We start from the raw sequence: 20,843 nt of genomic DNA on the forward strand, positions 1-20,843 counted from the left end.
AGGAGTGGGCCCCCGCCAGGAGGGAACGGACAGCATCCTGAGGTCCTTACCGCGCGTCCTCCGGGGGTCCGGCCGCGCTGCTGACTCGCTAGGCTGGTCGAGGTGCGCGTTGTACAGAGCGGACAACGCTTCGTGCGCACCATTGGCGATTGCCTGGCACGATCTGCCAGCCGAAGAAAGGTCTTCCGTGACTGTTCACGATCAGGATCCGTACTCGCAGGGACCGCTCGACAGCGATCCCGACGAGACCGCTGAATGGCAGGAATCCCTCCAGCAGCTCGTGCAGGCCAAGGGCCACGGACGCGGCCGGGAGATCATGCTGAGCCTCCTCAAGGCGTCCAAGGACCTGCACCTGGGCGTGCCCATGGTGCCCACCACCGACTACATCAACACGATCGCCCCCGAGAACGAGCCGGAGTTCCCCGGCGACGAGGAGATCGAGCGCCGCTACCGCGCGTGGGTCCGGTGGAACGCCGCGATCACCGTGCACCGCGCGCAGCGCCCCGGCATCGGCGTGGGCGGCCACATCTCCACCTACGCCTCGTCGGCGGCTCTCTACGAGGTCGGCTTCAACCACTTCTTCCGCGGCCACGACCACCCCTCCGGCGGCGACCAGATCTTCATCCAGGGCCACGCCTCCCCCGGCACCTACGCCCGCGCATTCCTGGAGGGACGCCTCACCGAGGCCCAGCTCGACGGGTTCCGCCAGGAGAAGTCGGCCGCACCCAACGGCATCCCCTCCTACCCGCACCCGCGCCTCATGCCGGAGTTCTGGCAGTTCCCCACCGTCTCGATGGGGCTCGGGCCGATCAACGCCATCTACCAGGCGATGACCAACAAGTACCTCACCAACCGTGGCATCAAGGACGCCGGCGAGTCGCACGTGTGGGCCTTCCTCGGCGACGGCGAGATGGATGAGGTCGAAAGCCGCGGTCAGCTCCAGGTCGCCGCCAACGAAGGCCTGGACAACCTGACCTTCGTCATCAACGCGAACCTGCAGCGCCTGGACGGCCCGGTCCGCGGAAACGGCAAGATCATCCAGGAGCTGGAGAGCTTCTTCCGCGGCGCCGGCTGGAACGTCATCAAGGTGGTGTGGGGCCGCGAGTGGGACGACCTGCTCAAGCGCGACACCGACGGTGCGCTGCTGAACCTCATGAACGCCACCCCCGACGGCGACTACCAGACCTACAAGGCCGAGAGCGGCGCCTACGTGCGCGAGCACTTCTTCGGGCGCGACGAGCGCGCCGCCGCGCTCGTGAAGGACTACTCCGACGAGCAGATCTGGAACCTCAAACGCGGTGGTCACGACTACCGCAAGGTGTACGCGGCCTTCAAGGCGGCCGTCGAGCACAAGGGCCAGCCGACCGTGATCATCGCCAAGACCATCAAGGGCTACGGCCTGGGTCCGCACTTCGAGGGCCGCAACGCGACCCACCAGATGAAGAAGATGACCCTCGACGACCTCAAGCTCTTCCGCGACGCGATGCACATCCCGATCAGCGACGCCAAGCTCGAGGAGAACCCCTACCTCCCGCCGTACTACAACCCCGGCGCGCAGGACGAGACGATCCAGTACCTGCTCGAGCGCCGCCGCGACCTCGGCGGGTTCCTGCCCGAGCGTCGCACGCACCACGTGGGGCTGTCGCTGCCTGGAGACGACGCCTACGCCCTGCCCAAGAAGGGCTCGGGAACGCAGGAGGTCGCCACGACCATGGCGTTCGTGCGCCTGCTCAAGGACCTCCTCCGCGCCAAGGACTTCGGGCACCGGATCGTCCCGATCATCCCCGACGAGGCCCGCACCTTCGGGATGGACGCGTACTTCCCGACCGCGAAGATCTACAACCCGAACGGTCAGCACTACACCTCCGTCGACCGTGAGCTGCTCCTGGCGTACAAGGAGAGCCCGCAGGGCCAGATCATCCACGTCGGCATCAACGAAGCCGGCGCCCTCGCGGCGTTCACCGGCACCGGGACGGCGTACTCGACTCATGGTGAGCCGCTCATCCCGGTGTACGTCTTCTACTCGATGTTCGGTTTCCAGCGCACCGGCGACGCCCTGTGGGCGGCGGGCGACCAGATGGCGCGTGGCTTCCTCATCGGCGCCACGGCCGGACGCACCACCCTCACCGGCGAAGGACTTCAGCACGCCGACGGCCACTCCCCGCTGCTGGCCTCGACGAACCCGGCCGTGATCACCTACGACCCGGCGTACGGGTACGAGATCGCTCACATCGTCCGCTCGGGCATCGAGCGGATGTACGGCGGCAACCACCCCGACCCGAACGTCATGTACTACCTCACGGTGTACAACGAGCCGATCGTGCAGCCGGCGGAGCCCGAGGGCGTGGACGTCGATGGGATCGTCCGGGGCCTCCACCGCATCTCCCCGGGTTCGGGCGAAGGCCCCCGCGCGCAGGTCCTCGCCTCCGGCGTGGGGGTGCCGTGGGCGCTGGAGGCGCAGCAGCTGCTCAAGGACGACTGGGGCGTGGCCGCGGACGTGTGGTCGGTGACGTCCTGGAACGAGTTGCGTCGCGACGGGCTCGCCGCGGACTCGCACAATTTCCTCCACCCCGAGGACGCGCCACGGACGGCGTACGTCACCGAGAAGCTCGCCGGCGCGCCCGGTCCCGTCGTGGCCGTCAGCGACTTCGAGCACGCCGTGCAGGAGCAGATCCGCCCCTGGGTGCAGCACAACTACCACACGCTCGGCGCCGACGGCTTCGGATTCTCCGACACCCGCCCGGCAGCGCGGCGCTTCTTCAAGATCGACGGCCCGTCGATCGTTGTGCGCACACTGCAGGCGCTCGCTGCCGAAGGCGCGGTGGATCCGCAGCTGTCGGTGCAGGCGATCGAGAAGTACCGTCTGCACGATGTGACGGCCGGCACGAGCGGAAACGCCGGCGGGGAGAGCTGATCCACCGATGACCGCGGGTAAGACCAAGCCCGCCGAGAAAGCCGAGACGCTGGCGTGGCTGCGCCGGATCTCGGGGGATCTGGCGACGGCGACCATCAAGCGCCTCGACGACTCCCTCCCCTGGTACGCCGAGATGCCACCGGCCCGCCGCTCAGCGGTGGGCTTGGTGGCGCAGGCGGGCATCACCTCGTTCATCCAGTGGTACGACGACCCCACGTCCACGCCGTGGATCGCGGCCGACATCTTCGCTGTCGCGCCGCGGGAACTGCTGCGCAGCGTGAGCCTGCAGCAGACGCTGCAGCTCATCCGCGCGACGGTGGAAGTGACGGAGGAGCGCGTCACCGGCCGCAGCGACGACGTCCGCGACGCGATCCTGCTGTACTCGCGTGAAGTCGCCTTCGCCGCCGCCGACGTCTACGCGCGAGCGGCGGAGGCCCGGGGCCTGTGGGACGCACGTCTGGAAGCACTCGTGGTGGATTCGATCCTCACCGGCGAGGCCGACGAGGAGCTGCCCAGCCGCATCGCGGCGCTGGGCTGGCACGGTCACGGAGAGGTCGCCGTGCTCGTGGGCACCACTCCCCCGCAGCTCGATGTCGATCAACTGCGTCGCACCGCCCGCAAGCTCGGCGTAGACGTGCTGATCGGCGTGCAGGGCACACGGCTGGTCCTCGTGGTGGGGCGCGCGCAGCCGGCCCGCAACGACGACACCACCCCCGAGCTCCCGTTCGTCGAGATCACCCGGCGCCTTGAGCCCGGATTCGGCACCGGCCACCTCGTCCTGGGCCCCACCGTCCCCGCCCTCGTCGACGCCGGACAGAGCGCCCGCGCGGCGCTCGCAGGATTCGCGGTGGCACGTGCGTGGCGCGGCGCCCCGCGCCCCGTCGAGGCGGACGACCTGCTCCCCGAACGAGCCCTGGCCGGCGACCCTCTCGCCAAGCAGACCCTCGTCGAGCGCATCTACCGCCCGCTGCACACCCACAGCACCGATCTCGTGTCCACCCTGTGGAGCTACCTCGACAACGGCCGTTCCCTCGAGGCGACCGCCCGCGAGCTGTTCGTGCACCCGAACACCGTGCGCTACCGCCTAAAGCGCGTGTCGGAGGTCATCGGATGGGATGCGACCGGCCCGCGGGAAGCGCTCATCCTGCAGACGGCTCTCATCCTCGGCGCGATCGGTACGGATGCGACGCGCCGCCGCCCCACGACGCTCAGAAGGACACCGCAATGATGTGGAGTGCCCACAAAGGTCTCGCCGATACTTGTCCGACGATCTCCGAAACCGTCCCCCACTTCCTTGACAGGATGGAACGGTGATCATCGCCGTCTTCCCCGGACAGGGTTCGCAGACCCCCGGGTTCCTCTCCCCGTGGCTCGCCCTCGACGGAGCGCGTGAGCGCCTCGAGCGTGCCTCGGAGGCCGCGGACGTCGACCTCATCGCCGCGGGCACGCAATGGGACGCGGACCGCATCCGCGACACCAAGATCGCCCAGCCGCTCATCGTCGCGGCGAGCCTGCTGTCGTGGGCGGCGCTGGTCGAAGAGGCGGGGAGCTCAGCCGACGGCGTCGCCGGCCATTCCGTCGGCGAGATCGCCGCGCTCGTCGCGGCCGGCGTGCTCTCCGAGGCCGAGGGGATGCGGCTGGTGGGGCTCCGCGGACGGGCGATGGCGGATGCCGCTGCGCTGGAGCAGACCGGCATGAGTGCTGTGATCGGCGGCGACTCCGGCGCGGTGCTCGCGCACCTGGAGGGTCTCGGCCTCACCGCCGCCAACCACAACGGCGGCGGCCAGATCGTGGCGGCCGGAAGCCTGCCGGCGCTGGCCGACCTCGCCGACAACCCGGTGCCCGGCAGCCGAGTGATCCCGCTGCAGGTCGCCGGTGCATTCCACACCCGGTACATGCAGCCGGCGGTCGAGGTGCTTCGTACGGCGACTGCTGAGATCGCCCCGGCCGATCCCGCTCTCACACTCTGGACCAACGCCGACGGATCGGTGGTCACCGATGGCCGTGCGGCTCTGGACCTGCTCGTTTCGCAGGTCGCCTCACCCGTGCGCTGGGATCTGTGCATGGAATCGTTCGGAACGCGCGGCGTCACCGGCGTCGTCGAACTCGCCCCCGCCGGTACCCTGACGGGGCTGGTCAAGCGAGGACTGCGCGGCACGCCCACCGTCGCCGTCAAGACGCCGGACGACATTCCCGCCGCCGTCGCGCTCCTGAAGGGACACACCGCATGACCGCCGCTCTCAGGCAGGCGCAAGGCCCCGCCCACACGAGGATCTACGCCTACGGCGCCGCGCGCGGCGAGAACGTGGTGCCCAACGACGACCTCGTCGGCCCGATCGATTCCAGCGACGAGTGGATCCGCCAGCGCACCGGCATCATCACCCGTGTGCGAGCAGGCGCCGGCACGACCGCGATCGAACTGGCCACGGCCGCCGCCGCCGAGGCGGTAGAGCACTCGGGCATCCCCGCATCCGACATCGACGCCGTCATCGTGGCCACCGTGACGAACCCGAAGCAGACGCCGTCGGTCTCGGCCATCGTCGCCGACCGGATCGGCGCGAATCCGGCCGCCGCCTACGACGTCAACGCCGCATGCGCCGGCTTCGCGTACGGCGTCGCGCAGGCCGACGCACTCGTGCGTGGGGGCGTCGTCCGCCACGCCGTGGTCGTGGGCGCCGAGAAACTCAGCGACATCGTCGATCCCACCGATCGCAGCATCTCCTTCCTCCTCGGCGACGGCGCCGGCGCCGTCGTGATCGGCCCGAGCGACACCCCCGGCATCGGTCCGACCATCTGGGGCTCCGACGGCTCGAAGTCGGATGCGGTCGGCATGAACCACACCCTTCAGGAGTTCCGGGAGGGGCGCGCGCCGTGGCCGACGCTGCGTCAGGAAGGCCCCACGGTGTTCCGCTGGGCGGTGTGGGAGATGGTGAAGGTCGCGCGGCAGGCCCTGGAGGCCGCCGGGGTGGAGGCATCCGACCTGTCGGCGTTCGTCCCGCACCAGGCCAACATGCGCATCATCGACGAGTTCGCCAAGCAGCTCGGACTCCCCGACACCGTCGTGATCGGCCGAGACATCGCCACCACCGGCAACACGTCGGCCGCATCCATCCCCCTGGCCACGCACCGGCTCCTCGAGGAGCACCCCGAAGTCAGCGGCGGTCTGGCACTGCAGATCGGGTTCGGAGCGGGACTGGTGTACGGCGCGCAGGTGGTCGTGCTCCCTTAGCCGCCGCGGCGCGGACTCTAGACTGAACAAGGCCCTCCGGGGCCCGCGAACCCCAAGAACAGGAGAAACCCATGGCATTCACCAACGAAGAGGTCCTCGCCGGACTGGCCGAGCTCATCACCGATGAGACCGGCATCTCGGCCGACGAGGTCGCGCTGGAGAAGTCGTTCACGGACGACCTCGACATCGACTCGATCTCGATGATGACGATCGTGGTGAACGCCGAGGAGAAGTTCGGCGTCACCATCCCCGACGACGAGGTCAAGAACCTCAAGACCGTGGGTGACGCCGTCACCTACATCACCACGAACCAGGCGTAATCGCTTGCCGGTGGGGGTTCGCCCCCACCGGTTCCCTGAGGAGCCCTATGAGCACCACTCGCATCGTCGTCACCGGCATCGGCGCGTCCAGCCCCATCGGCGGCACCGCGCCGGAGAGCTGGTCCGCCCTCCTGGCGGGCGAATCCGGCGCCCGCAGCCTGGAGCACGACTGGGTCCAGGAGTATCAGCTTCCGGTCACCTTCGCCGCCGAGGCCAAGGTGCGCCCCGACACGGTCCTGCAGCGGCCAGTGGCCAAGCGCCTCGATCCCGCCTCCCAGTTCGCCATGGTCGCGGCGATGGAGGCATGGGCGGATGCGGGCAGCCCAGACGTCGACCCCGACCGCCTCGGCGTCGACTTCGCCACCGGCATCGGCGGCGTGTGGACGCTGCTGGACGCGTGGGACACCCTCCGCGAGAAGGGTCCGCGCCGCGTCATGCCGATGACGGTGCCGATGCTCATGCCCAACGCCGCCGCGGGCAACCTCTCGCTCCACTTCGGTGCGCGTGCCTATGCGCGCACCGTGGCAAGCGCGTGCGCGTCGAGCACGGAGTCGCTCGTCAACGCCCTCTCACACCTGCGCGACGGCCTCGCCGACGTGGTGATCGCCGGCGGCACCGAGTCGGCGATCCATCCGATCACCCTCGCCGCCTTCGCCTCCATGCAGGCGTTGTCCAAGCGCAACGACAGCCCCGAGACGGCTTCGCGACCGGCCAGCATCGACCGCGACGGCTTCGTGATGGCAGAGGGGGCCGCCGTGCTCATCCTCGAAACCGAGGAGCACGCCCGCGCCCGCGGCGCCAAGATCTACGGCGCCCTCGTCGGCGGAGGCGTGACCGCCGACTCGCACCACATCACCGCCAACGACCCGGAGGGCCACGGCGCGGCCCGCGCCGTGCGGCAGGCGCTGGAGATGGCCGGGGCGTCGCCGGATGACGTCACGCACATCAACGCGCACGCGACCTCCACGCCCGTGGGCGACCCGAACGAGTACCAGGCGCTGCGCGCCGTGTTCGGCGCTCGCGTCGACGACATCCCCGTCTCCGCGACGAAGGCCTCGACCGGACATCTGCTGGGCGGGACCGGCGCGCTCGAGGCGATCTTCACGGTGCTCGCGCTGCGCGATCGGGTGGCGCCCCCCACCATCAACCTCACCGAGCAGGACCCCGACGTGCCGTTCCGCATCTCCGGCGAGCCCACGCAGCTCGGCGCGGGAGACCACCTAGCCATCAGCAACTCCTTCGGGTTCGGCGGGCACAACGCGGTGGTGGCCTTCGCCTCGGTGTGACCCTGCATGACGAAGACCCCGTGCTCGTGGCACGGGGTCTTCGTCATGTATCGGGCGAGCGCACGGTGTCCCAGCCGCCGGGAGTGCTCACCGGCCTCCGGTACCCACGCGTCGCCGCGCCCGAGGTCTGCGGGTCATCCCACCTTGTGCAGCCACACCACGGCAGCGTCGTCGCTCGCGTGCCGGAACGGTTCCAGCTCCTCGTCCCACGCCGCCCCGAGGGCGACCTCGAGTTCACGGCGGAGCTCATGCGCGTCGCCTGCGGAGACTTCCATCGCATAGCGCAGGCGGTCTTCGCCGATCACGACATTGCCGGCCGCATCGGTCTGCGCGTAGTGGATGCCCAGACCCGGCGTGTGCATCCAGCGTCCGCCGTCGCTGCGGGGAGTGGGGTCTTCCGTGACCTCGAAGCGGAGGTGCTCCCAGCCGCGGATGGCGGTCGCGAGTGCGGCACCGGTGCCCACCGGGCCCTCCCAATAGAACTCCGCCCTGCGTGCTCCAGTCAGCACGGGCTGATCCACCCACTCGAAATTGACGGCCCGGCCGAGCGAACGGCCGACGGCCCACTCGAGGTGGGGGCACAACGCGCGCGGCGCCGAGTGAATCAGAATCACTCCGCGCGAAGACGTGCTCGCCATGGTCTCTCCTTCGTCAGGTGCGTCTTCCCCTACGACCTGACCGAAACCGGCGTGTTCAGTTGTGCTGCCGCCATTATCGCCCGCTGACGAGGGAAATGACAAGCACGTTCGCCCGACCCGCCTATGCGTCTTTCCCGCGCGTCGACGGGTCGGGCGTGCGTTCAGGAGTTCAGAGCTTCGACGATCTTCTCGTCGCCCTTGTTGACCGCCTTCACGACGGCGTCGTAGTCGCCCTTGTCGATCGCCCTGGCGATGTGCTTGCTCGCCTTCTCGAAGGCCCTGTCGACGCGGTCCAGGTAGACGTCGTCGACGACGGCCACGATGGCCGAGGATCCCACCGGCAGCCACTCGTCCGCATCCACGCCGATCTGCTTCTCCTCATGGCGCTGGATGAGCTCACCCGCACCGGCGCCGACGCCGGCTCCGACGACCGCTCCGATCACGCCGGTGAGCAGCAGGGGCGGAGCGAAGAGCCCGATCACGAGACCGGCGACGGCGCCGATCGTCGTTCCGTACACGACCACTCGGCCGCCGTGCTCCTTCACATGCACCTTGCCTTCGGCATCACGCGAGAGCACCACGGCTGCGACGACGTTGAGGTCGTCCGCCCGCTTCATCTCCGTGAAGTCGCCCTGCGCCGACGACTCGTCGTCGTACGCCGCGACGAGCAGGGAGTAGTTGGGGTCTGTCATGGGGGGCAGTCCTTTCCGTTGGACTCACTGTCCGCCGGGCGCAGGAGCGTGGCCAGAGCACTAGGTCCTGACGCCGTCGGCGTGCGTGGGGCACCGATTTCGAGGAGATCCGGCAGATGGAGGATGCCGCGGGAGCATCCGCTCCTCGACCCACGTGATCCCCTCGACCCGGGTGATCCCCTCGACCCGCGTGGCCCCTCCATCCGCGCGGCGCCGCCGCGAGCGGCGCCGCTCGGCGTTCCTCCCGGTCACCCCGCCGCGACGCGCGCGAGCTCCCTGCGGCGCGCCCGCACCCGCACGAACAGCTTCCGGGCCTCCTCCACCCACAGCACGACCGACGCCATGCCCAGGCACACGATCCAGTGACCGAACGGCAGCGTCGCGGTGCCGAAGGCGGCCTGGAGCGGCGGCAGTGACACGACGGCCACCTGCAGGACGACCGCCAGTGTCACCGCGCCCCACAGCCACGGATTCGAGAACAGCCCGCGCGCTGCGCTGGATTCCGCCGACCGAGCCGTGAAGGCGGTGATCAGCGCCGCGAAGACGAGCGTGGTGAACCCGGCTGTGCGCGCCACATCGAGGGTGTCGGTGCCGCCGGGAACCAGACCACCCGGCAGGAAGACGTCCATCGTCAGCAGGGTCACGATCGAGATGACGAGGCCGGTCACGACGATCCCGATCCACATGCCGCCGTCGATGGCGCGGTCGTGGGGTCCGCGCGGGGCACGCTCCATGACATCGTCGATCTCGGGGTCGACGCCCATGGCGAGTGCGGGGCCGGAATCGGTGACGAGGTTGATCCACAGGATCTGCGTGGCCAGGAGCGGCAGCACGAGCTCTCCCTCGGTGGCGCCGGTCAGGCCCAGCGCCCCGGCGAACACGATGCCGAAGAAGACGGTGAGCACCTCGCCCATGTTCGAGTACAGCAGGTAGCGCAGGAACTTCCGGATGTTGTCGAAGATCACCCGGCCCTCGCGCACGGCCTCGACGATGGTGGCGAAGTTGTCGTCGGCGAGCACCATGTTCGCCGCTTCCTTCGTCACCTCGGTGCCGGTGATCCCCATCGCGATCCCGATGTCGGCGGATTTGAGCGCGGGTGCGTCGTTCACGCCATCGCCGGTCATCGCAACGATGTAGCCGTCGTCCTGGAGGGCGTCGACGATGCGGAGCTTGTGTTCGGGCGCGACGCGCGCGAACACCGAATAGGCGCGCGCCGCCTCCCGCAGTTCGGCGTCGTCCATGCGGTCCAGCCGCGCTCCCGGCAACGCCTCCTCCCCGCCGGAGATGATGCCCAGGTCGCGCGCGATCCGCGCCGCCGTGACGGGATGATCGCCGGTGATCATGATGACGCGGATGCCCGCCGCATGGGCCTCGGCTATCGCGGGACGCACCTCCGGCCGTGGCGGATCGATGATCCCGACCACCCCGACGTAGACCAGATCCCGTTCGTGCGCGTCGTCGATCTCGACGGCGTCCCCATCGGCTTTCAGCTCGGGTGCGATGCGGTAGGCCACCCCGAGCGTGCGGTAGGCCGCTTGCGACAGGTTGTCCACGTCGGCGAGGGCGCGGTCCCGGTGCGCCGCATCCAGAGGCACGACGGATGCACCGACCTGAACGTGCGTGCAGCGCTCCAGCAGCACGTCCGGCGCCCCCTTGCTGAAGATCACCACCGCGCCGTCGCTGTTGCGATCGGCGGTGGACATCATCTTGCGCTCCGAGCTGAAGGGCACCTCCCCCACCCGATCGAAACGCGAGACGAACTCCCCCGTGCCCTCGAGTTTGCGCGCCGCCACGAGGAAGGCCGCCTCCGTGGGGTCACCCTGGATCGTCCAGCTCCCGGCGTCTTCGGTCAGCTGCGCGTCGTTGGCGAGAGCGCCGGCAGCCAGCGCGAGCTGAGCCTCCCGCTGCAGGTCGCCGACGGGAGGGTCCCCTCCGGCGCCGATGACCCGTCCCACCGGCGCGTAGCCCACTCCCTCGATCTCGACCGCCCCCGAAGCGGTCAGCACCCGCTGGATCGTCATCTGGTTGGTCGTGAGCGTTCCGGTCTTGTCCGTGCAGATGGCCGATGCCGATCCGAGGGTCTCCACGCTGGAGAGCTTCTTGACCACCGCATTGCGCTTGGCCATGCGCTGCACGCCGAGGGCGAGGACCACCGAGAGGACCGCGGGCAGCCCCTCGGGCACCGCCGCGACGGCGAGGGACACCCCCAGAAGCAGCACCTGCACGAAATCGGCCGCTGTGTCGAGGCCCTGGATCAGCGCGACCGTGATCATCACCACGATCGCGATGACGACCACGATCCGCCCGAGCAGCTTGCCGATGTGGTTGACCTCGTTCTGCAGCGGCGTGGCGTCCTGCACCGTCCGATCGAGCATGGTCGCGATCGCGCCCATCTCCGTCGACATCCCCGTCGCCGTCACGATCGCCCTGCCCGTGCCCCGGTTGACAGCGGTGCCCTTGTAGACCATGTCGGCGCGGTCGCCGAGCGGGATCGATCCGGGCCCACGGAGGGTGTCGGGCCGCTTCTCGACCGCTTCGCTCTCACCCGTGAGGGATGCCTCGGCGATGCGCAGGGAGTTGGCGCTGAGGAGGCGACCGTCGGCTCCGACCTCGTCGCCCTCCGCGAGGACCAGGATGTCACCGGGGACGAGCTCCGCGCTGGGCACGGTGATCTTCTGCGCGTCGCGGAGCACCGTCGAGCGCGTTCTCGTCATGACAGACAGCGCAGCCACCGCATCCTCAGCCCGTGCCTCCTGGATGATGCTCAGCGCCACGTTCACGAGGATGATCACGAGGATCACGATCGCGTCGATGGGCAGTCCATGGGCCCCTTCCAGGATCCACGCGATCACCGAGATGACCACGGCGGCCAGAAGAAGCAGTGTCAGGGGGTCGGCGAGTTGCACCAGGATGCGCCGCCACAGCGGGTTGCGCTCCGCGCTGCGCAGTTCGTTCGGTCCCACCTCGGCCAGGCGTCGTGCGGCCTCTGCCGCCGAGAGGCCGTGATCGGGATCGACATCCAGGGCGCGCGCGATGGCCGCCGCATCCGTGCGGACCGGGTCGGGGACGCCGTACGGCGATGACGCGGCTTCCGGAGGGCGGGCCATGCCCCCATCCTCAGGTGGCCGCACAGCGCCCGCAAGGGTCGGCCGGCGGCCTGGCCGGGCGCGTCAGCAGGCCGCGCGCGAGGGCCACCCGCCGGCAGGACCAATGGCACTACCCGCCCCTCTCGATGTGCGTGAGTGTGGCCGTGCTGCCCCGGCAGCACCACGGCAGCTCGCCACACGGCGCGCTTCGGCGAAAGGACGCAACAATGGCCCGCAATCTGGTTCGATTCGACCCCTTCACCGGGCTCGATGCGCTCCGCCGGAGCGTCATGAACGACCTCCTCCCCGACGTGCGTGGCAAGGTTCCGACCACCGACATCTACACCGAAGGCGACAAGGCGCTCATCGTGGAAGCGCACCTCCCGAACTTCGACGAGAAGGACGTCACGGTCACGGTCGACCGCGGTGCTCTCGTCATCTCGGCCGAGCGGCGCGAGAAGGAAGAGGACAAGGACAAGAAGTACGTCATCCGGGAGAGCAGCAGCAGCTTCTACCGGAGCATCGTCCTCCCCGAGCAGGCGGAGGAGGGCGACATCACCGCGAAGTTCACGAAGGGGGTGCTCAAAGTCACCATCCCGCTCAGCGGTGGTGCAGCACCCCGGAGCATCGCCATCGGCGGCGGCGACGAGAAGAACTCGTCATGACCGACCTCGCCCCCGGTCGTCAGCACACAGCCCGTGTGCGCGAGGTCACCTCCAGCGACGTCGACCTGCCCCCCACCGAACCGCTCGACGTGACGGCTCTCATCGCCGCGGCCACCGCATCCGGCGCGCCGTCCCCGCGCTGACCCGCCCCGCCCTCACCGGCGGGAACGACGAGGGGCGCCCCGATCCAGTCGGAACGCCCCTCGTCGATTCTCGGTGAGACGGGGTCAGGCCTCGCTCATGACGGTCTGGTCCGCCTGACCGCGGGCCGCGAGAGCGGCGGCACGCGCGGCGAGGCGACGGGTCTGCTCCGCCTGTCCGGCCTCGAGGTACTCCTGCGATACCTCGTAGTTCGGCACGTGCGTGCGGCCGTTGTACTTCTCGATGTACGCGTCCAGCTCCGGACCGGACGTCCACGACGTGATGAGGCAGTAGCGGGGGTCCTTGCCCGGGTGGGTCGCGGCGTGCCACAGGCGCTGCGTGTCGACGATCAGCTGCGCGCCGGCGGGCAGTGCGATGCGGTACTCCACGCTCGGGTCGGTGCGGTTGTCGCGCAGGACGAAGAAGCTGTCCTTGTCGTCGGTGAGGTTGAAGAACCCGCGGACGACCCAGCCCGTGCCATCCGGGTTCAGGCGGTTGTTGTCGTCCTGGTGCAGGTTGTAGAGGCAGTCGGCGTAGGTGTTCGGCTGCAGCTCGATGATGCGGCAACGACCGACGTTCGCGCCCGGCTCCTGCGCGCGGCGGACGAGGTTCGGCGCCTTCTCGACCTGCGAGGGGATCCAGATGCCGTCCTTGTCGGTGCGGGGCGTCTTGCCGCTCCAGAAACCGCCGCACTCGATCTCGCCGTCCTTCGAGGCCAGCGGGGCGAATCGCGTGTCGCCGGAGGACTTCCAGTCGACGTACTCCAGGTCGAGCCACTCCTTGGGGTCGAGTTCCTGGTTGTAGCGGTCGAGGACGACGTAGCCGGTCTCTTCGAGAGCGGCGGACTTGATGTAACCCATGAGGTGAGTCATGCCTTCCGTAGGGGGCCAGTACGTTTTTCCAGGCCCTGGTAAGGCAAGCCTACCTGCGGCCTCTGCGAGGGCTCGGGGAGGCGAGCCGGGGAAAATCGCCCTCCCCGTTCGTTCAGGCCCCCTCGGTTAGACTCGCGTGGGCTTCCGTGCGCCGATCCGGACGACACGCGGCCCATTCGTGCGAGTGGAGGTCGGAACGGGTCATGGTCAGCGCCACGAATGTCGATGCGAACGCGGTCAACACCATCGGCTGGCTCTCCTCCCCCGGCACGAACATCGTCGTCCCGGTCTACCAGCGGCAGTACCGGTGGGACATCGGCGGATGCGAGCAGCTGCTCGCCGACATCCGCGCCGTCGCCGACGCCGATGAGCGCACGATGCACTTCATCGGCTCCATCCTCTCCGCCGCGAACAGCGACCGGGCCAACGGATCTCCCGAGCTCGTGCTGATCGACGGGCAGCAGCGCATCACAACGCTGATGCTCCTCATCGCCGCCCTGCACCACACCGTTCGCGCCACCGACCCGGCGCTCGCAGGCGACCTCGAGCGTGTTCTCGTGCGGGCCGCCGACCCCACCCGGACGAAACTCCGCCCGCATCGCGCCTGGGCCGACCTGTTCGAAGCCGTGGTCCTTGACCGGCTCGAAGAGGGCGGCGATCGGGAGTCGCGCTTCAACGACAACTACTCCTTCTTCCGCAGCCAGGTGAGCCTGGATGAGGCGCCGCGCATCTGGCGCGGACTGCAGAAACTCGAGCACGTCGCGATCACCCTGGGAGCCGGCGCGAACGCGCAGCAGATCTTCGAGAGCCTCAACTCCACCGGGGAGCCGCTGCGCGATCACGAGCTCATCCACAACTACGTGCTCATGGGGCTCACCCACGCGGAGCAGACCGAGATCGAGGACGAGTACTGGCTCCCGATCGAGCAGAACACGGGCGATTCGATCGCTGCGTTCTGGCGGCACTACCTCGTCATGCGCACGGGACGCGAAGTCACGACGGTCGGCGAGCGGGGTGTGTACGACGCGTTCCGGGCCGAGTTCCCGCGCCTGGACCGGACGAATCTGCGCGCCGCGGCGGCGGAGTGGAAGGCGTACTCCGAGATCTACCGCGTGCTGCTGGAACCCGCACACGCCGCCGATCCCGACGTCGCGCGCGAACTGCAGTACCTCAACGTGTTCGGGCGCGGCATGTATCCACTCGTCATGCAGGCGTACGGCGAGCACCAGGCGGGCACCCTCCCCACGTCCGACCTTCTGCGGACGATCGGCTACGTGCAGTCGCTGCTGCTGCGGCGGACGGTCTCGGGCCTGACCAACGACCGGCTCGTGGCGCGCCTGTGCCGCGCGCGGGCGGACGGCGGCGACGCGCTGGAGCGGGCGATCTCCCGCATCACCCCGTCGGACGAGCGGGTTCGAGTGGGTCTGAAGTACAGCGATCTGCCGCATCCGGCGTATGTCCTCAGCCGCCTCAGCGGTCTGGACAATCCCGCCGACCTCGAGGTCGAATACATCTTCCCGCTCGCGCCGGGTGACGCCTGGTCGGGCGACGGGGTGCGAGCGTGGTCGGAGTACAGCGAGGACGAGCAGAACAGTCACCGGGCGCTCGCGAAGACCCTCGGGAACCTGACCCTGCTCGAGGAGGGGCTGGCAGAGCGGGCCGCAGATCGGTCCTTCCCCGACAAGCGGGATGCCGCGTACATCCGCAGCGCGATCGAGCTGTCGACCGAACTCGGAGACGTCGCCGGGTGGGGCACTGCCGCGATCTCCGCCCGATCCGCCGCGTTGAGCGAGCGGTTCCTGCGGCTGTGGGCCAAGCCGCCCGTGGTGGCCATCGACGACGACGACCTCACCCCCATCCTCGACGCCAAGAAGCGCCGCGGATGGCCGCGCGGGTGGCAGCGGGAGTGGGACTACGTCGAGTACCGGGGCGAGCACTGGGAGGTCTACGACGTCAAGCACCTCTTCAACCGCATCTTCAAGCGCCTGTGGGCGGACTCACGCGAGTCGGTCGTCGCCTTCAGCGCCCGTCGCGGCGGACCGGTGTACGACGCGCAGTCGTGGAACGGCCAATGGGACGACCTCGATGACAGCCACTTCCTCTACATGGGGTGGGATTCCCGCTACATGCTCGCCGCCGTGCAGGGTGTGCTCGAAGAAGCCGGGTTCGCGTCGGAGGTCTTCGTGAAGTACTCCTACATCGGCAACGCGATGCCCTGACCACGTGCCCGCCGCACCACGCACGGCGCCAGTTCCCGAACTCCTCAAATCCGAGTCGGATCCGCCCGGATCGGGCCCCTTGTCACCTGCAACCGCCCGCATTTGAGGAGTTCGGGCATCTGCTGCGTATGCACGCTCGGCGATCCTGCCCGCGAACGAGACGGTCGCTGGCCATCGCCGCCGGTTCCGCCGCGGTCCCGGCGCGCTCACACGCAAAACGCACCCGCGTGCGTATGCCACTTGAGCCGTCGCGATCCACCGCGCCGGTTCCCGAACTCCTCAAATCCGAGCCGGATCCGCCTCGATCCGACCTCTGGCCGACCCTGCGCGCTGATTTTGAGGAGTTCGGGAGGGCGCGCCCGCACCCGCGCCGCTCCGACCACCAGCCAGGCTCCACGCGCCCCCTACAGCCCGCCTAGGGCACCAGCCAACCGCCGGCGTCCCAAACTCCTCAAATACGAGCCGGATCGTCCCGAACCCGGCCCTCGTGCGCCGGTTCGGCGCCGCCATTGAGGAGTTCGGGACGACCGTGGGGCGAACGGGAGCGACCGGTCCCGGGCGACGCGACGCGCGTACGCACCGCCGTGCGCCGCACCAGCGCCGCGCGTACGCACGGCCCTGGGGCCACGCGCCGCACCAGCGCCACGCGGTGGCGATCTGTAGGGCGGGTGGGACTTGAACCCACGATCGTCGGGTTATGAGCCCGCTGCCTTGACCAGCTTGGCCACCGCCCCCTGCGCATCGAGCCTACCGGCCGGGACGCCTCCGCGATCAGTCGGTGCGCGGCTTCCTGCTGCCCCTGCTGCGCGGGATGGGCAGTTCCTGGGAGTCGCTCACGATCTGCGGGTGATGCCGCGTGAGCTGGATGACGCCCCACATCGCCACGGCGCCGGCGACGGCGAATCCGACCAGCGCCCAGACGGGAGCGGTCGAGGCCTCGCCGAGCACGAGCAGTCCGATGAGCACCGCCACGAGAGGGTCGATGACCGTGAGGCCGGCGATGACGAGGTCGGGAGGGCCCACCGAATAGGCCGTCTGCACGAAGTACGCCCCGACGGCGACGGCGGCCAGGAGGGCCACGACGCACAGCAGCGTGAGCCACTCGAAGTCGCCACTCTGGATGCGGCTGATCACGACCTTGGCAAGGGTGGCGACGAAGCCGTAGATGACGCCGGCCGCGGTGATGTAGAACAGCGCGCGCATCCGCTTGCGCAACCACACCCACAGCACCGCGAAGACCACGATCACCACGGCGAGGATCGCGAGGATGATGAACAGCTCGCTGGTGCCGACCTCGTGCTCGGTGGCGAAGAAGGCCGCGATCGTGACGAAGATCAGGATGCCGCCGATGCACGCGCCGATCGCGATGATCGATTGCCGCGTCGGCTTATGCCCTGACAGGCGAGCGTTCAGCAGCGTCGTGACGACCAGCGCCACCGCCCCCAGCGGCTGCACGAGGATCAGCGGAGCCACCGAGAGCGCACCCAGCTGACACGCGATCGCGAGCGCCAGCATGACGGTGCCCACGACCCATGACGGGCGACTCAGGAGCGCGAGCAGCTGCCCGCCGTTCAGGCCGGAGGTTCCCGCCTTGCCGGAGAGCCGCTCCACCTTCGCGACACCGCGGTGCTGGTACTGCGCACCGAACGACATGAACACCGCACCCAGCAACGCCAAGGGGATCCCCAGCAGGATCCCGGGGTCGCGGAAGATGCCGACGAGTTCGTCGGTGACATCCCCCAGCGAGAGGTCGACGCCAATCACCCCTCGACACTATCCGCCCAAGCCGCTCGATAGGCTCAAGGCGTGGCTGTTCTCCCGATTCGCATCATGGGCGATCCCGTCCTGCACGCCCCCGCCGACCCCGTCACCGAGATCACCGACGACATCCGCCGGCTCGTCGCCGACATGTTCGAGACGATGGATGCTGCGCCCGGCGTGGGCCTCGCCGCTCCCCAAGTGGGCGTCGGATTGCGGCTGTACGTGTACAGCTACACCGACGACGACGGTGCCCCCTGGCGGGGTGTGATCATCAACCCGGACCTGTGGATGCGTCCGCTGGAGCCCGGCGTCCCCGATCCCGACGACGAGTCGGAGGGGTGCCTGTCGTTCCCCGGCGAGCGGTTCCCGCTCCGTCGCTCGGAAGAGGTCGTGGTCACCGGAACCGACCTCGACGGAGAGGCCGTGCGCATCCAGGTGTCGGGGTGGCGCGCACGGATCATGCAGCACGAATTCGATCACCTCGACGGCGTTCTCTACATCGACCGCCTGGATGACAGCGACTGGAAGACGACGCAGAAGATCGCCCGTAAGCGCGGGTGGGGCCGGCCCGGCGCCGCCTGGCTGCCGGGCGTGGACGACCTCGACGCCTGACGGACGGCGGCGTCTGTCACATCCGGCCTCCAGCCGCCACCCCTGTTCTCAGGGGCCGGGTGGGCGCTTGAGTAGGCGCATGGACGCATCCGATCGCTCGACGCCTCTGGCCGTGCTGTTCGACATCGACGGGACCCTCGTGGATTCGAACTACCTCCACGTGGACGCGTGGTCACGTGCGTTCAGGGAGGCGGATCACCCCGTGGATACGTGGCGGATCCATCGCGCGATCGGGATGGACTCCGGAATACTCCTGGACGAACTGCTCGGCGAGCAGGCCGACGCGGTCGGCCCGGCCGTGAAGGAGGCGCACGCGCGGCTCTATGCAGCGATGTCCGAGCGCCTGCGTGTGTTCGACGGTGCACACGAATTGCTGCAGGTTCTCGCCGATCGCGGACACACCATCGTGCTGGCCACCTCCGCTCCGCCGGAAGAGCTCGAGATCCTGCTGCAGGTGCTCGACATGGGCGACACGCTGGATGTGGTCACCTCGGCTCAGGACGCCGAGACCGCGAAACCCGAACCTGACATCCTCAATGTCGCGGTCGAGCGCGCGGGCGTGACGCCGGACCGCGCCGTCATGGTCGGCGACGCGGTGTGGGACGTGCAGGCCGCGGCTCGCGCCGGGGTGCCCTGCATCGGCGTGCTCAGCGGCGGAACCGGACGCGATGACCTTCGCTCCGCCGGCGCTGTCGCCGTGTACGACGATGTGGCGGCGCTCCTGCGCGAACTGGATGCAAGCCCGCTCAGCGGAGGGCAGGAATAAGCGGCTGACCTGGACTGTTCTCCCCTGCGGAGGAGAACGCATGAAGGGTGATCGGGTAGAGATCGTGATCGACGCGGGTGGCGGCGCCGCTCGCACGTATGAGATCGAAGCAAGCCGCGCAGGGCGCCGAGTGGACGTGACCCATGGCAGAGGCCTCGTCGAAGTCTCCGAGGTGACCCGCTCGGGAACGCCGGTGCGCACAGCCCGCTTCATGGCCAATCGGGTCATCGCGCTCGTCGAGCACCCGGCCGATGAGGTCGCCGCCCGAGCTGACGAGTACCCGCCGCTGCGCCGCGCCGCCTGACGCGGGCCGTCAGGCCGAGTGGGCCTCGCGGTGCGCGGCTTCCATGGCCGTGGACTTCAGCTGGAGGATGGCGAGGGCTTCATGAAGTGCGCCCACGGGGGCCTCGATCTCGTCGAAGTGGTGCAGGAAGCCGTTCGCGTCACGGGCGGTGACCGTGACGAACGCGTGTCCGTGGCGCGGTACCCGCTCACCCTTCGTCCGCATCCTGCGCTCCCCCATCCGCCGCACTCCTTCCGCTGCGTCCGAGGCTACCCGGCAGCGGTGCGACGCAGCATCCGGACACGCGAGAACCGTTTCCCGACATCGTCGGCACCCGGCGTGTCGGGCACAAAGGGAAAGGCCCGGGGTGGAAGCCCGGGCCTTAGGTGAGAGCCGCGTTAGATGACGCGGTACTCTCGCTCCCCGGCTTGGACTCGAACCAAGAACCTATCGGTTAACAGCCGATTGCTCTGCCAATTGAGCTACCGAGGAATATGTTCCGCGTCGTGCGCGCAACCCCACCATGCTAGCAAAGCATCGCGCGAGTTCCGAACTCAGCGCACCGCCGCGCGTTGCGCATCGGTGCCGTCGGGGGTCCACAGGAGCGCGTCGGCGCCGTGGCCGTACGCCACCGGGTGCCCGCCCCGCAGCACGAGCACGTCGGCGTCGAGTTCGCGCGTCGCGTCCACGTCGTTGGTGACGATCAGCGCAGCCATCCCGTGATCGTCGCGGCGCCGGATGATCGCGTCGCGGGCTGCGGTGCGCACCTCGATGTCGAGGTTCGCGTAGGGGTCGTCCGCGACCAGCAGTCGGGGCTCGAGCACGAGGGCACGCGCCAGGGCGACACGCTGGCGCATCCCGGCGCTCAATTCGTACGGGTACTTCGCCGCGGCGCCCAGGGGCAGCTGCATCTCGTCCAGGAGCGTCGCCACGCGCACCGCCAGCGCACGCGCGTTCACGCGGCGGTCGCGACTGGTGATCGGCTCGGCGATGACCTCCGACACGGTCAGGCGCGAGGGCAGGTCAGCGCCGGCGCGCTGCGGCATGTATCCGACCACGTAGGTCAGCTGCCGGCGTGCGCGGCCGGGATGGCGCGCATCGATGCCCTCGACGTCGGCCGAGCCGCCGACGGCGCTCAGCCCGTCTTCGGTGCGGCCGGCGAGGAAGGCCGCGAGCGTGGACTTGCCGGCGCCGGTGGGGCCCATGACGGCGAGCACTCCCCCGCGCGGCAGGGTGATCGACACTCCCTCGACCACCCTCGTGCCGCTACGAGCGAGGGACAGATCGTCGGCGCGGACGGCGGTATCCGCTTCGGTGAGGCGACGCACCCCTCCATCCTGCCGTGCGCAGGGAGCCTCG

The 20,843-nt window shown here is 69.3% G+C and carries 19 protein-coding genes and 2 tRNA genes; 12 read left to right on the top strand and 9 right to left on the bottom strand.

The window, feature by feature from the left end:
- Positions 1-187 precede the first annotated feature (187 nt).
- The 6 genes from aceE to F6J85_RS09035 all read left to right on the top strand — a co-directional run bounded on the left by aceE (position 188) and on the right by F6J85_RS09035 (position 7,749).
- Positions 188-2,914 (top strand): pyruvate dehydrogenase (acetyl-transferring), homodimeric type, encoded by a 2,727-nt coding sequence (gene aceE / locus F6J85_RS09010; protein ID WP_150924703.1) that lies wholly within the window; start codon positions 188-190, stop codon positions 2,912-2,914.
- A gap of 7 nt (positions 2,915-2,921) precedes the next feature.
- Positions 2,922-4,142: a PucR family transcriptional regulator gene (locus tag F6J85_RS09015; RefSeq protein ID WP_150924704.1), complete on the top strand. Its 1,221-nt coding sequence runs from the start codon at positions 2,922-2,924 to the stop codon at positions 4,140-4,142.
- Positions 4,143-4,224: 82 nt separating this feature from the next.
- The gene (locus F6J85_RS09020) at positions 4,225-5,145 is read left to right on the top strand and encodes an ACP S-malonyltransferase (RefSeq protein ID WP_150924705.1); all 921 of its coding nucleotides are present in this window, start codon (positions 4,225-4,227) and stop codon (positions 5,143-5,145) included.
- Positions 5,142-6,143: a beta-ketoacyl-ACP synthase III gene (locus F6J85_RS09025; protein WP_150924706.1), complete on the top strand. Its 1,002-nt coding sequence runs from the start codon at positions 5,142-5,144 to the stop codon at positions 6,141-6,143. The genes F6J85_RS09020 and F6J85_RS09025 overlap by 4 nt, the downstream gene beginning before the upstream one ends.
- A 71-nt stretch (positions 6,144-6,214) precedes the next feature.
- Positions 6,215-6,463 (top strand): acyl carrier protein, encoded by a 249-nt coding sequence (locus F6J85_RS09030; protein ID WP_135066657.1) that lies wholly within the window; start codon positions 6,215-6,217, stop codon positions 6,461-6,463.
- Between the two features lie 47 nt (positions 6,464-6,510).
- Positions 6,511-7,749 (top strand): beta-ketoacyl-[acyl-carrier-protein] synthase family protein, encoded by a 1,239-nt coding sequence (locus F6J85_RS09035; protein ID WP_150924707.1) that lies wholly within the window; start codon positions 6,511-6,513, stop codon positions 7,747-7,749.
- Positions 7,750-7,883: 134 nt separating this feature from the next.
- Here the strand turns inward: F6J85_RS09035 and F6J85_RS09040 are convergent, their stop codons facing one another.
- From F6J85_RS09040 to F6J85_RS09050, 3 genes are all read right to left on the bottom strand, one after another.
- Positions 7,884-8,387 (bottom strand): DUF3145 domain-containing protein, encoded by a 504-nt coding sequence (locus tag F6J85_RS09040; protein WP_150924708.1) that lies wholly within the window; start codon positions 8,385-8,387, stop codon positions 7,884-7,886.
- A 161-nt stretch (positions 8,388-8,548) separates the two neighbouring features.
- Complete coding sequence (locus F6J85_RS09045) at positions 8,549-9,079, bottom strand: DUF1269 domain-containing protein (RefSeq protein ID WP_150924709.1); 531 nt, start codon at positions 9,077-9,079, stop codon at positions 8,549-8,551.
- Positions 9,080-9,327: 248 nt separating this feature from the next.
- Positions 9,328-12,186: a cation-translocating P-type ATPase gene (locus F6J85_RS09050; RefSeq protein ID WP_150924710.1), complete on the bottom strand. Its 2,859-nt coding sequence runs from the start codon at positions 12,184-12,186 to the stop codon at positions 9,328-9,330.
- A 206-nt stretch (positions 12,187-12,392) separates the two neighbouring features.
- On the opposite strand from F6J85_RS09050, the gene F6J85_RS09055 reads away from it, so the two are divergent.
- Positions 12,393-12,830 carry an Hsp20/alpha crystallin family protein gene (locus tag F6J85_RS09055; protein ID WP_191906561.1) on the top strand — a complete coding sequence of 146 codons (438 nt, stop codon included), beginning with the start codon at positions 12,393-12,395 and terminating at the stop codon, positions 12,828-12,830.
- Entirely contained in the window at positions 12,827-12,973 is a 147-nt protein-coding gene (locus tag F6J85_RS17685; protein ID WP_191906562.1) for a hypothetical protein, read from the top strand. Before F6J85_RS09055 ends, F6J85_RS17685 begins: the two co-directional genes overlap by 4 nt.
- Before the next feature lie 84 nt (positions 12,974-13,057).
- Here the strand turns inward: F6J85_RS17685 and F6J85_RS09060 are convergent, their stop codons facing one another.
- Complete coding sequence (locus F6J85_RS09060) at positions 13,058-13,831, bottom strand: hypothetical protein (RefSeq protein ID WP_150920345.1); 774 nt, start codon at positions 13,829-13,831, stop codon at positions 13,058-13,060.
- Positions 13,832-14,046: 215 nt separating this feature from the next.
- Here F6J85_RS09060 and F6J85_RS09065 point away from each other — a divergent pair, with 215 nt between their 5' ends.
- On the top strand, positions 14,047-16,062 hold the full coding sequence (locus F6J85_RS09065; protein ID WP_150924712.1) for a DUF262 domain-containing protein: 2,016 nt from the start codon (positions 14,047-14,049) through the stop codon (positions 16,060-16,062).
- Positions 16,063-16,722: 660 nt separating this feature from the next.
- On the opposite strand, the gene F6J85_RS09070 is transcribed toward F6J85_RS09065, so the two are convergent.
- A tRNA-Ile gene (locus tag F6J85_RS09070) sits at positions 16,723-16,796 on the bottom strand.
- Between the two features lie 37 nt (positions 16,797-16,833).
- A complete protein-coding gene (locus F6J85_RS09075; RefSeq protein ID WP_150920343.1) occupies positions 16,834-17,826 on the bottom strand; it encodes a DMT family transporter in 993 nt (330 codons plus the stop codon).
- A 42-nt stretch (positions 17,827-17,868) separates the two neighbouring features.
- Between F6J85_RS09075 and def the strand changes: the two genes are divergently transcribed.
- From def to F6J85_RS09090, 3 genes are all read left to right on the top strand, one after another.
- Positions 17,869-18,435, top strand: coding sequence for a peptide deformylase (gene def / locus F6J85_RS09080; protein WP_150924713.1), 567 nt, complete (start codon positions 17,869-17,871; stop codon positions 18,433-18,435).
- Between the two features lie 79 nt (positions 18,436-18,514).
- Positions 18,515-19,201: an HAD family hydrolase gene (locus F6J85_RS09085; RefSeq protein WP_150924714.1), complete on the top strand. Its 687-nt coding sequence runs from the start codon at positions 18,515-18,517 to the stop codon at positions 19,199-19,201.
- A gap of 40 nt (positions 19,202-19,241) precedes the next feature.
- Entirely contained in the window at positions 19,242-19,505 is a 264-nt protein-coding gene (locus F6J85_RS09090) for a hypothetical protein (protein WP_150924715.1), read from the top strand.
- Between the two features lie 9 nt (positions 19,506-19,514).
- On the opposite strand, the gene F6J85_RS09095 is transcribed toward F6J85_RS09090, so the two are convergent.
- The 3 genes from F6J85_RS09095 to F6J85_RS09105 all read right to left on the bottom strand — a co-directional run bounded on the left by F6J85_RS09095 (position 19,515) and on the right by F6J85_RS09105 (position 20,812).
- Positions 19,515-19,724, bottom strand: coding sequence for a hypothetical protein (locus F6J85_RS09095; RefSeq protein WP_150924716.1), 210 nt, complete (start codon positions 19,722-19,724; stop codon positions 19,515-19,517).
- A 179-nt stretch (positions 19,725-19,903) separates the two neighbouring features.
- Positions 19,904-19,976 (bottom strand) — tRNA-Asn (locus tag F6J85_RS09100).
- A gap of 62 nt (positions 19,977-20,038) precedes the next feature.
- The gene (locus F6J85_RS09105) at positions 20,039-20,812 is read right to left on the bottom strand and encodes an ATP-binding cassette domain-containing protein (protein WP_150924717.1); all 774 of its coding nucleotides are present in this window, start codon (positions 20,810-20,812) and stop codon (positions 20,039-20,041) included.
- Positions 20,813-20,843: the final 31 nt, after the last annotated feature.

Source organism: Microbacterium lushaniae (genome assembly GCF_008727775.1).
Lineage (GTDB): Bacteria > Actinomycetota > Actinomycetes > Actinomycetales > Microbacteriaceae > Microbacterium > Microbacterium lushaniae.

What these genes read in the sequence shown, in the direction of transcription:
- F6J85_RS09015 (WP_150924704.1), top strand. Translation starts at nt 2,922, where the DNA reads ATGACCGCGGGTAAGACCAAGCCCGCCGAGAAAGCCGAGACGCTGGCG.
- F6J85_RS09025 (WP_150924706.1), top strand. Translation starts at nt 5,142, where the DNA reads ATGACCGCCGCTCTCAGGCAGGCGCAAGGCCCCGCCCACACGAGGATC.
- F6J85_RS09030 (WP_135066657.1), top strand. Translation starts at nt 6,215, where the DNA reads ATGGCATTCACCAACGAAGAGGTCCTCGCCGGACTGGCCGAGCTCATC.
- F6J85_RS09035 (WP_150924707.1), top strand. Translation starts at nt 6,511, where the DNA reads ATGAGCACCACTCGCATCGTCGTCACCGGCATCGGCGCGTCCAGCCCC.
- F6J85_RS09040 (WP_150924708.1), bottom strand. Translation starts at nt 8,387, where the DNA reads ATGGCGAGCACGTCTTCGCGCGGAGTGATTCTGATTCACTCGGCGCCG.
- F6J85_RS09045 (WP_150924709.1), bottom strand. Translation starts at nt 9,079, where the DNA reads ATGACAGACCCCAACTACTCCCTGCTCGTCGCGGCGTACGACGACGAG.
- F6J85_RS09050 (WP_150924710.1), bottom strand. Translation starts at nt 12,186, where the DNA reads ATGGCCCGCCCTCCGGAAGCCGCGTCATCGCCGTACGGCGTCCCCGAC.
- F6J85_RS09055 (WP_191906561.1), top strand. Translation starts at nt 12,393, where the DNA reads ATGGCCCGCAATCTGGTTCGATTCGACCCCTTCACCGGGCTCGATGCG.
- F6J85_RS17685 (WP_191906562.1), top strand. Translation starts at nt 12,827, where the DNA reads ATGACCGACCTCGCCCCCGGTCGTCAGCACACAGCCCGTGTGCGCGAG.
- F6J85_RS09060 (WP_150920345.1), bottom strand. Translation starts at nt 13,831, where the DNA reads ATGGGTTACATCAAGTCCGCCGCTCTCGAAGAGACCGGCTACGTCGTC.
- F6J85_RS09065 (WP_150924712.1), top strand. Translation starts at nt 14,047, where the DNA reads ATGGTCAGCGCCACGAATGTCGATGCGAACGCGGTCAACACCATCGGC.
- F6J85_RS09085 (WP_150924714.1), top strand. Translation starts at nt 18,515, where the DNA reads ATGGACGCATCCGATCGCTCGACGCCTCTGGCCGTGCTGTTCGACATC.
- F6J85_RS09090 (WP_150924715.1), top strand. Translation starts at nt 19,242, where the DNA reads ATGAAGGGTGATCGGGTAGAGATCGTGATCGACGCGGGTGGCGGCGCC.
- F6J85_RS09095 (WP_150924716.1), bottom strand. Translation starts at nt 19,724, where the DNA reads ATGGGGGAGCGCAGGATGCGGACGAAGGGTGAGCGGGTACCGCGCCAC.